This window comes from Paraburkholderia sp. GV068, from assembly GCF_003058125.1.
GTDB lineage: Bacteria > Pseudomonadota > Gammaproteobacteria > Burkholderiales > Burkholderiaceae > Paraburkholderia > Paraburkholderia graminis.
The window spans coordinates 256,632-263,715 of record NZ_QBUB01000011.1 but is presented as its reverse complement, the minus strand read 5'-3'; the positions used below and the strand labels follow the sequence as shown (position 1 = coordinate 263,715).

Annotated in this window: 7 protein-coding genes; 2 read left to right on the top strand and 5 right to left on the bottom strand. The window is 64.5% G+C overall.

Features of this window, described 5'->3' with window-relative positions; translation table 11 throughout:
• Positions 1–450: 450 nt before the first annotated feature.
• Positions 451–1,500 (top strand): aldo/keto reductase, encoded by a 1,050-nt coding sequence (locus C8K18_RS22630; protein ID WP_006046948.1) that lies wholly within the window; start codon positions 451–453, stop codon positions 1,498–1,500.
• A 312-nt stretch (positions 1,501–1,812) separates the two neighbouring features.
• On the opposite strand, the gene C8K18_RS22620 is transcribed toward C8K18_RS22630, so the two are convergent.
• The 4 genes from C8K18_RS22620 to C8K18_RS22605 form a co-directional block, all read right to left on the bottom strand.
• Positions 1,813–2,385, bottom strand: a complete 573-nt coding sequence (locus C8K18_RS22620) for an aromatic acid exporter family protein (RefSeq protein ID WP_006046949.1) — start codon at positions 2,383–2,385, stop codon at positions 1,813–1,815.
• Positions 2,386–2,452: 67 nt separating this feature from the next.
• Positions 2,453–3,772, bottom strand: a complete 1,320-nt coding sequence (locus tag C8K18_RS22615) for a sodium:proton antiporter (protein ID WP_107709923.1) — start codon at positions 3,770–3,772, stop codon at positions 2,453–2,455.
• 162 nt (positions 3,773–3,934) lie between these two features.
• Complete coding sequence (locus C8K18_RS22610; protein WP_107709896.1) at positions 3,935–4,345, bottom strand: DUF3175 domain-containing protein; 411 nt, start codon at positions 4,343–4,345, stop codon at positions 3,935–3,937.
• 202 nt (positions 4,346–4,547) lie between these two features.
• The gene (locus C8K18_RS22605; RefSeq protein WP_006046953.1) at positions 4,548–5,063 is read right to left on the bottom strand and encodes a PRC-barrel domain-containing protein; all 516 of its coding nucleotides are present in this window, start codon (positions 5,061–5,063) and stop codon (positions 4,548–4,550) included.
• Between the two features lie 237 nt (positions 5,064–5,300).
• Between C8K18_RS22605 and C8K18_RS22600 the strand changes: the two genes are divergently transcribed.
• Positions 5,301–5,597: a hypothetical protein gene (locus C8K18_RS22600; protein ID WP_006046954.1), complete on the top strand. Its 297-nt coding sequence runs from the start codon at positions 5,301–5,303 to the stop codon at positions 5,595–5,597.
• Between the two features lie 74 nt (positions 5,598–5,671).
• Here the strand turns inward: C8K18_RS22600 and C8K18_RS22595 are convergent, their stop codons facing one another.
• Positions 5,672–7,042, bottom strand: a complete 1,371-nt coding sequence (locus tag C8K18_RS22595) for a DNA topoisomerase IB (RefSeq protein ID WP_107709894.1) — start codon at positions 7,040–7,042, stop codon at positions 5,672–5,674.
• Positions 7,043–7,084 lie beyond the last annotated feature (42 nt).

Here is a 7,084-nt window from a genome sequence, read left to right as displayed (position 1 = left end):
CTGAAAAGACCAGCGACGCAGCGTTCAGCTGCCAAACCCGTTAACTGACCATTTAAGTTCAATAAGGTCAACGAATTTAATTCGGGATAGGCGGGGAGCAACAAATCTTGACAGAAGTGCACGGCAAACTATTCGCGACGCACATTTCTGCGGTCATGCAGGGGGGATCAGTCGAGGGCGTGGCGCGCGCCGCCATGCGCATAGCAAGGGAAGGTGGCGGCGTGTTTGATCGCCGAACAGAAACGACATGGAAAAGCGCAGAGAGTCGCACAAATGTCGGGCTTGCGGATTGGCGAGGATTGTCGTGGTCATTTTTCCAGGCGGGTTCCGTCTTACCCTCACCCGCGTCTCATCCTGCTTCCCACTCATGCCCGCCACCCAACCGACCTCACCCAATTGCAGTACCCTTTACAGCTAACCTGTCCACTCATCCACAACGGAGTTCCGACAATGCGATACAACCAGCTTGGCCGTACCGGCGTCTTCGTTTCAGAACTGTGTCTCGGCACGATGACCTTCGGCGGCGGCGAAGGCATGTGGAAGCAGATCGGCGATCTGCAGCAGGCGGACGCCGAGCGGCTGGTCGGCCGGGCGCTCGACGCGGGCATCAATTTCATCGACACCGCCGACGTCTATGCCGAAGGCCTGTCCGAGCAGATCACAGGCCAGGCGCTGAAAAATCTCAAGGTGCCGCGCGACAAGGTCGTGGTGGCCACCAAGGTGTTCGGCCCGACCGGAGAGTTTCCGAATGCGCGGGGCGCGTCTCGGTATCACATCATCGACGGAGTGAAGGCCAGTTTGAAGCGCCTGCAACTCGATCACGTCGATCTGTATCAGATTCACGGTTTCGATCCGGCCACGCCGATCGAGGAAACCGTGCGCGCGCTCGATACGCTCGTGCAGCACGGCCACGTGCGCTATGTCGGCGTGTCGAACTGGGCGGCCTGGCAGATCGTGAAGGCGCTTGGCATCGCCGAGCGTCTGGGGCTCGCGCGCTTCGAAACCCTTCAGGCTTATTACACCGTCGCGGGCCGCGACCTCGAGCGCGAACTGGTGCCGATGCTGCAAAGCGAAGGCCTCGGACTGATGGTATGGAGTCCGCTCGCGGGCGGGCTGCTGAGCGGCAAATACGGCCGCGAGCAGCAGGGCGAAGCGGGCAGCCGGCGCACCACGTTCGACTTCCCGCCGGTCGATCGCGAACGCGCGTACGGCTGTATCGACGCGATGCGCGAGATCGCCGAAGCTAAGCGCGTGTCGGTCGCGCAGATCGCGCTGGCGTGGCTGCTGCATCAGCGGGTGGTGACGTCGGTGATCGTCGGCGCGAAGAAAGTCGAGCAACTCGACGACAACATCGCGGCCACCGGCGTCGCGCTCACCGCTGACGACCTGGCGAAGCTCGATCAGGTGAGCGCGCTGCCCGCCGAGTATCCGGGCTGGATGCTCGCGCGCCAGGGCGAGGCGCGCCGCAAGCAGCTAGAGGAGGCGCGCCGTCTGGTGTGACGCTTTGCGTAAAGTGCGGCCGCTTGGTTGATACGCCGGGTTCGTCGGCCTTGCTGCTGAACGCGCTGCGCGATCCGTTGCACGGCTTTCCTCATGCGGATCCGTATGACGATCGACGATCGCCTGCGATCCGCAGCGCCGGACCGCAGCGCAGCGCCGCGAAAATCGGCGAAACGATGCGCTATCAATCGCAAGCGGCGCTTGGCAAGGCGTTTCAGCAGAACGTCGACGTGACGCCGCGCCGCTACCGACGTCCACCGCACGACAACGCGCCGGCTGCAACTGCCTGGCCCGAACGGCGAACCCTGGCCCTCAGCGCCCATCGTCGCCCGCGCCGAACACGCGTTTTTCGACAACCGACATCAACCATGCGACCAGCAACGCGCACACGGTGCCCAGCGTCACTTCGCCGAGGCGCAGGATCGCCCTGTCCCACGCGGGGCCGATGCCAGGCACCAGCAGCATGATGGTCGCGGTGATGCCGCCGAGCCGCGCCGCGCTGCCCACGTTGACGATCCAGCAGATCACGATGGCCGCCGCCACCGTCGCCGCGTAGGCCGCGAAATAGCCGTCGCCGAGCGTCGCGCCCGCGAGCCCGCACAGCCCGCCGACCATCGCGCCGATGAACTGATCGCGCGACAGCTTGCGCGTGTCGATATAGCTGTGCTGGCTCACGGCAATGGCGGTGATCGCGGCCCAGAACGCCTGCTCGGTGTGGAGCGCCTGGCCGATGCCGAACGCGAGGCTCGCGCCCGTCACCGCCTGCAATGCCATCAAACTGCCTTCGACGAGCCGCTCGCCGAACGGCAGCGATTTGAGGAAGGCGAACAGCGACTCGCCGGCGCTTGCGCGTTTCGTTCGTGCTGGGTGATCGGAAGGAGTCATCGGCGGGCGAGGTAGCAAAGGCTGGTGAAAACGAAAGGTACGCGTGCGGCGAAAGGCCGCCCGTATTCTAGCTTTCGCTACGACGCAGCCGGCGGTAGCGGTTCATCAGCGGCGTCGCCGACACGCCGTGAATCACCACCGACGCAGTCACCACCGCGAGCGCGAGCGGCACGAGCGGCTTGATGTCGGCGGCTGGCCCGTGTTCGAGCGAATACGCGAGGTAGTAGAACGAGCCCACGCCGCGAATCCCGAACCAGCTCATCAGGCGGCGCTGCGTCGGCGAAGCGGCCGAGCCGATCAACGACAACGCGACCGACGCCGGCCGCACGAACATGAAGAGCGCAATGACGAGCGCGAGCGCCTGCCACGTGAAGAGCGGCGCGGCGAGCGTGGCGAGCACGTTGCCGACCATCGCCATGATGATCACTTCGGCGATACGTTCCAGTTCGATCGTGAAGCCGAGCACCGACTCGGTCATGAACGCGTGCGCCTTGTCGGGATCGGACGCGGTCGCTTCGACGTCGGCGGAATCGACGGTGCCGATCGTTTCGCGCGGCGACGTGCCGCCGCTCGCGCGATATTCGACGCGGCGCATCGACACGCCCGCCGCGAACACCGCGAGAAAACCGTAGGTGTGCGCGAGCTGCGCCGCGCCGAACGACAGGCCGATCAACCCGAGCGCGAAGAAACCTTCGAGGCCGAGCGCATGCGCAAAGCGCGTGCGCAGCCAGGCGACCGCATGCGTCGTCACCCAGCCGAGCAGCGCGCCGATCGCGATGGCGCCGAGCACGCCCCACACGGCGGACGCGGCGAGTTTAAGGTTGAGCACGTCGCCCGCGCCCGCGCCGTGCATCGCGCAAAACGCGAGGCCGATCATCGCGAAAGGCAACGCAATGCCGTCGTTCAGACCGCCTTCGCCGGAGAGCGCGAAGCGCAACAGATCGTGATCGCCGGGGTCATGCACCTGAACGTCGTGGGCAAGCACCGGGTCCGTCGGCGCGAGAATCGCGGCCAGCAGAATCGCGGGCCCCCAGCCGAGATGAAGCACGTACGCGCAGAAGAGGGCGAGCAGCGGCACGGTCGCGAGCATCGCAAGAAAGCCGAGACGCAGCGGCACCATCCACAGTTTGTCGAGCACGCCGACGCGCAGGCGCAATCCGATCGCGAAGAGCGACACCAGCAGCGCGACTTCGGTGAGCATGCGCAGCAAGTGCGCGTCGGCGGCCATGTCGAGATGCAGCAGTCCGACGCCCGGCGGCCCGAGCGCGTAGCCGATCGCGACATACACCATCGCCGCGCTGACGGGCAGGCGGCGCAGCGTCGTCGCGGCCACGCCCATGAAAACGAGCACGGAGCCGACGATGAGAAACCACAAAGTTTCGTGCATGAGCATCCAGTCAAGGCCGGCATGCAAACGGCGCGTGCCGGCCGGGGTGGAAGGGCGCAAGCCTTGATGCGTCACGCGCACATGAGGGCATGGGAGCGCATGTGATGCGTCAGAGCGCGCATGAATGCGGTGAAAGGCGAATGGATGCGGACGAAAGCGGCTTCAGGGCGCGCGTCCAAACGCTTCGCGCAACTTGCGCTTGGCTTGCTCCAGCGTTGCGCGGCGAGTTTTTGGCAGGTTTCGGCCCGCGCGGTTGATGTAGAAGTTGAGCATCGACATCGCCGATTGAAACGGTGTGCCTTTGCGGCGGCGGCTTTTCGTCGACGACTGTTTGAGCGACTGCGCGATTTCCTCCGCGTTGCCGTTCTTGAAGATGTCCCGCTGGAGGTCCATCGCGTCGCTCGTTTCCATCACGTGATGCGACCACTTGTGCGGGCTCTTGCCGCCGTTCGCGCGCGACGCCTTCTTGTGCTGCGCCGCATGAGCCTGCGCGTGACGTTGCCGCGGCGGACGTCCGGACCGGCTTCGCGCCTTCGGGCGCTTCGTCTTGCGTGTGGTCTTGCTGGTGGCCATCGGAGCCGCCTCCTTTGCCAGATGTCTGGTGCTGTTTGCGGGTCGTACTCGCTTTGCATGCGTGATGCGCGATTCGTGATGCGCTATTCGCGACGCCGTTCTCTCGTTCGAAATTAAAAGCGCCGGCCGCCGCAACGGCGGCATGCCGGCGCGTAGTCTATAAACCGCGCAGCGAACCGCGCGGTTTCGCGTGCCTCGCCGATTACAGCTTCACGCCACCGGCTTCCGGCGCGTCCGACGAGCCTGCCGGAATATCGCCGACGCCGGCGTCATCGCGCATATCGAAACGGTCGCGGCTCCAGTACGGCTCGCTGCCGTAGTACTGGTGCACGGACGTGGCCCATGTCGCGTCCGCCATCGACGGCCAATGGTCCTTGTCGAATCCCGGCGCGTTTTTCACGCGCTCCGCCGGCATGTTCAGCACGAAGCATTTCTGCTCGGTGTCGAGCGTGAGCGCGTGCCACGGAATGGCGAGCAGCTTGTCGCCGATGCCGAGGAAGCCGCCGCTCGAAAGCACTGCATACGCGATACGCCCTGAGCGCACGTCGAGCATGATGTCCTTGATCTTGCCGATGTCCTCGCCGTCGCTGCTGAGCACTCTGTTGTCGTCGAGTGTGTCTGCCGCCATTACGTCCGGGCCCGGGCCTTCCGCCGTCGCGCTGCCTTTACCGACGATGCGTGCGCCTTGCGTGCCTTGCGTCTGACTTTGCATGACCATGATCTGTCTCCTTCGCAGGTTTGGGGGTGATGACGAGTGCAGCAACGCGCGTTCCTCGTCCGCTTTCGCCAAGCGTTTGCCACGCGCTCGCGCGGTCCGCGTAAATGATGCGCACCCCATTGAAATTCCTGCGCCGCTGCCGTGCTTTCGAACGCGTTGTAAAGAACGCGCTCGGCATGTCGATTGCTCGATTCATGGTGAGCATCATGAATCCACGCATCTGTGGGAGACCTCATCATGAACAACCGAATTCACTATCAGTCCAACATCTGCGGCGGCGATTTCGCGCATGTACTCGAATGCTTTCGCGACTGGAAATCGCAGACGCTCGTGTATCGCAGGGATCAGCGCATGTTCGAAGGCAAGCAGGAAGTCCGGCCCTTGACGGAGCGCGTGTTCCCCAACGGCGAGATCGCGCATGAAGCGCTCGCGCAGATTTGCGATCCGCGCGATCCTTATGCGTTGGCCGCGGAAATCCGCGACGGCGAGCGCGACGTGTGGCTCGTGATGGCCGCGTTCGAGGAGAAAATGTGATTCGTTGCCCGAACTAATTGCGCGGTGTACGCGGTGCAATCATGCAGCGCAGCGCTGATCCGAAGTGAGCCGATTCAACTCGCTGCGGGTTTGTCCGCGGACTGCGGCGAGCCGACGCGCTCCCCCGCAGCTCGCCGGGCGCTTCGCGCGCCGGCTTTCCGGCTGGCCTTTCCCGTGACTTCCTCGTTGACCTTAGCGCGGGCAGCCCGGCCGGTATTTGCGCCGGCTTTCGCTGCTGCCTTGTTCGCTTCCTTGCGAATCACACGCGACTTCTGAAGCAGCGTCGAAATCGAGCCGTTGATGCTGTCGGCGGCTTGTGCTTCGCGCAGCTTGCGGCCCTTCGCGCCCGCCTGACGCGCGAGTTTCGCCGCGCGTTTTTCCGCATGTGCGAGCAACGCGGCAAACGCCACTTCATCCACTTTCAGACCGCGCCTCGACTGGCCCGGCGGCAAGGTCTGCAATTCGTCGGCTTCGAATGCGCTGATGACGGCCGGATGGATATAGCAGCGCCGGCAGACAGCGGGCGTATTGCGCAGCAGGCCCGCGACTTCCTTCACGGTCGCGACGATATGGCGCCGCGCTTCCGTGGCGCTCTCGCACACGAGCCGCCGCAGCGTTGCGAGCGCATACACGCTGCCGGCCCACGTCCGATAGTCTTTCGCGGTGAAGTCGGCGCCGCTTGCACGGCGCAGATAGTCGTTGATGTCGGCGGAGCCGACGGTGCGGCGCGTGCCGTCGTCGTCGAGATACTGGAACAGGTCGTGCCCCGGCAGTTCCGCACAGCGCCGCACGATGCGCTTCACGCGTGGGTCGTCGACCGTGACGTCGTGCTCGATGCCGCTCTTGCCGCGAAACCTGAAACGCAACTGTCCCGCTTCGACCTTCACATGTTTCTTGCGCAGCGTCGTCAAACCGTATGACTGGTTTTCGCGCGCATATTCGACGCTGCCGACGCGCACAAGCGTCGTATCGAGCAGCCGCACGACGGCCGCGAACACCTTGTCGGCAGGCATGCCCGGCAGTTCGAGATCGCGCGCGACGCGGGCGCGAATCCTTGGCAACGCGCGGCCGAATTCCGCCATGCGTTCGTACTTGTCCGCGTCGCGCGTTTCGCGCCAACGCGGGTGATAACGGTATTGCTTGCGGCCGCGCACGTCGCGTCCGGTCGCCTGAATGTGGCCGCGCGGATCGGGGCAAATCCATACGTCCTCATAGGCGGGCGGAATCGCAAGCGAGTTGATGCGCTGGATTTCCGCTTCGTCCTCAATGCGTTTTCCTTCGACGTCGAAATACGCGAAGCCTTCTTTCTCGCGCTTGCGTGTGTAGCCAGGCTTGCTGTCGTCGGCGTGGCGCAAACCAGGCGGCATCGCGGCGGGCGCGGCCTGCTTCGCGCTGTCGTCGGTCGATGCATGACCGTTTTGAGTTGTGCTGTTCGTCATAGCCATCTTCGCAGGTAGAACTTTCAAGCGTGAAGCGCGTTGCGCCAG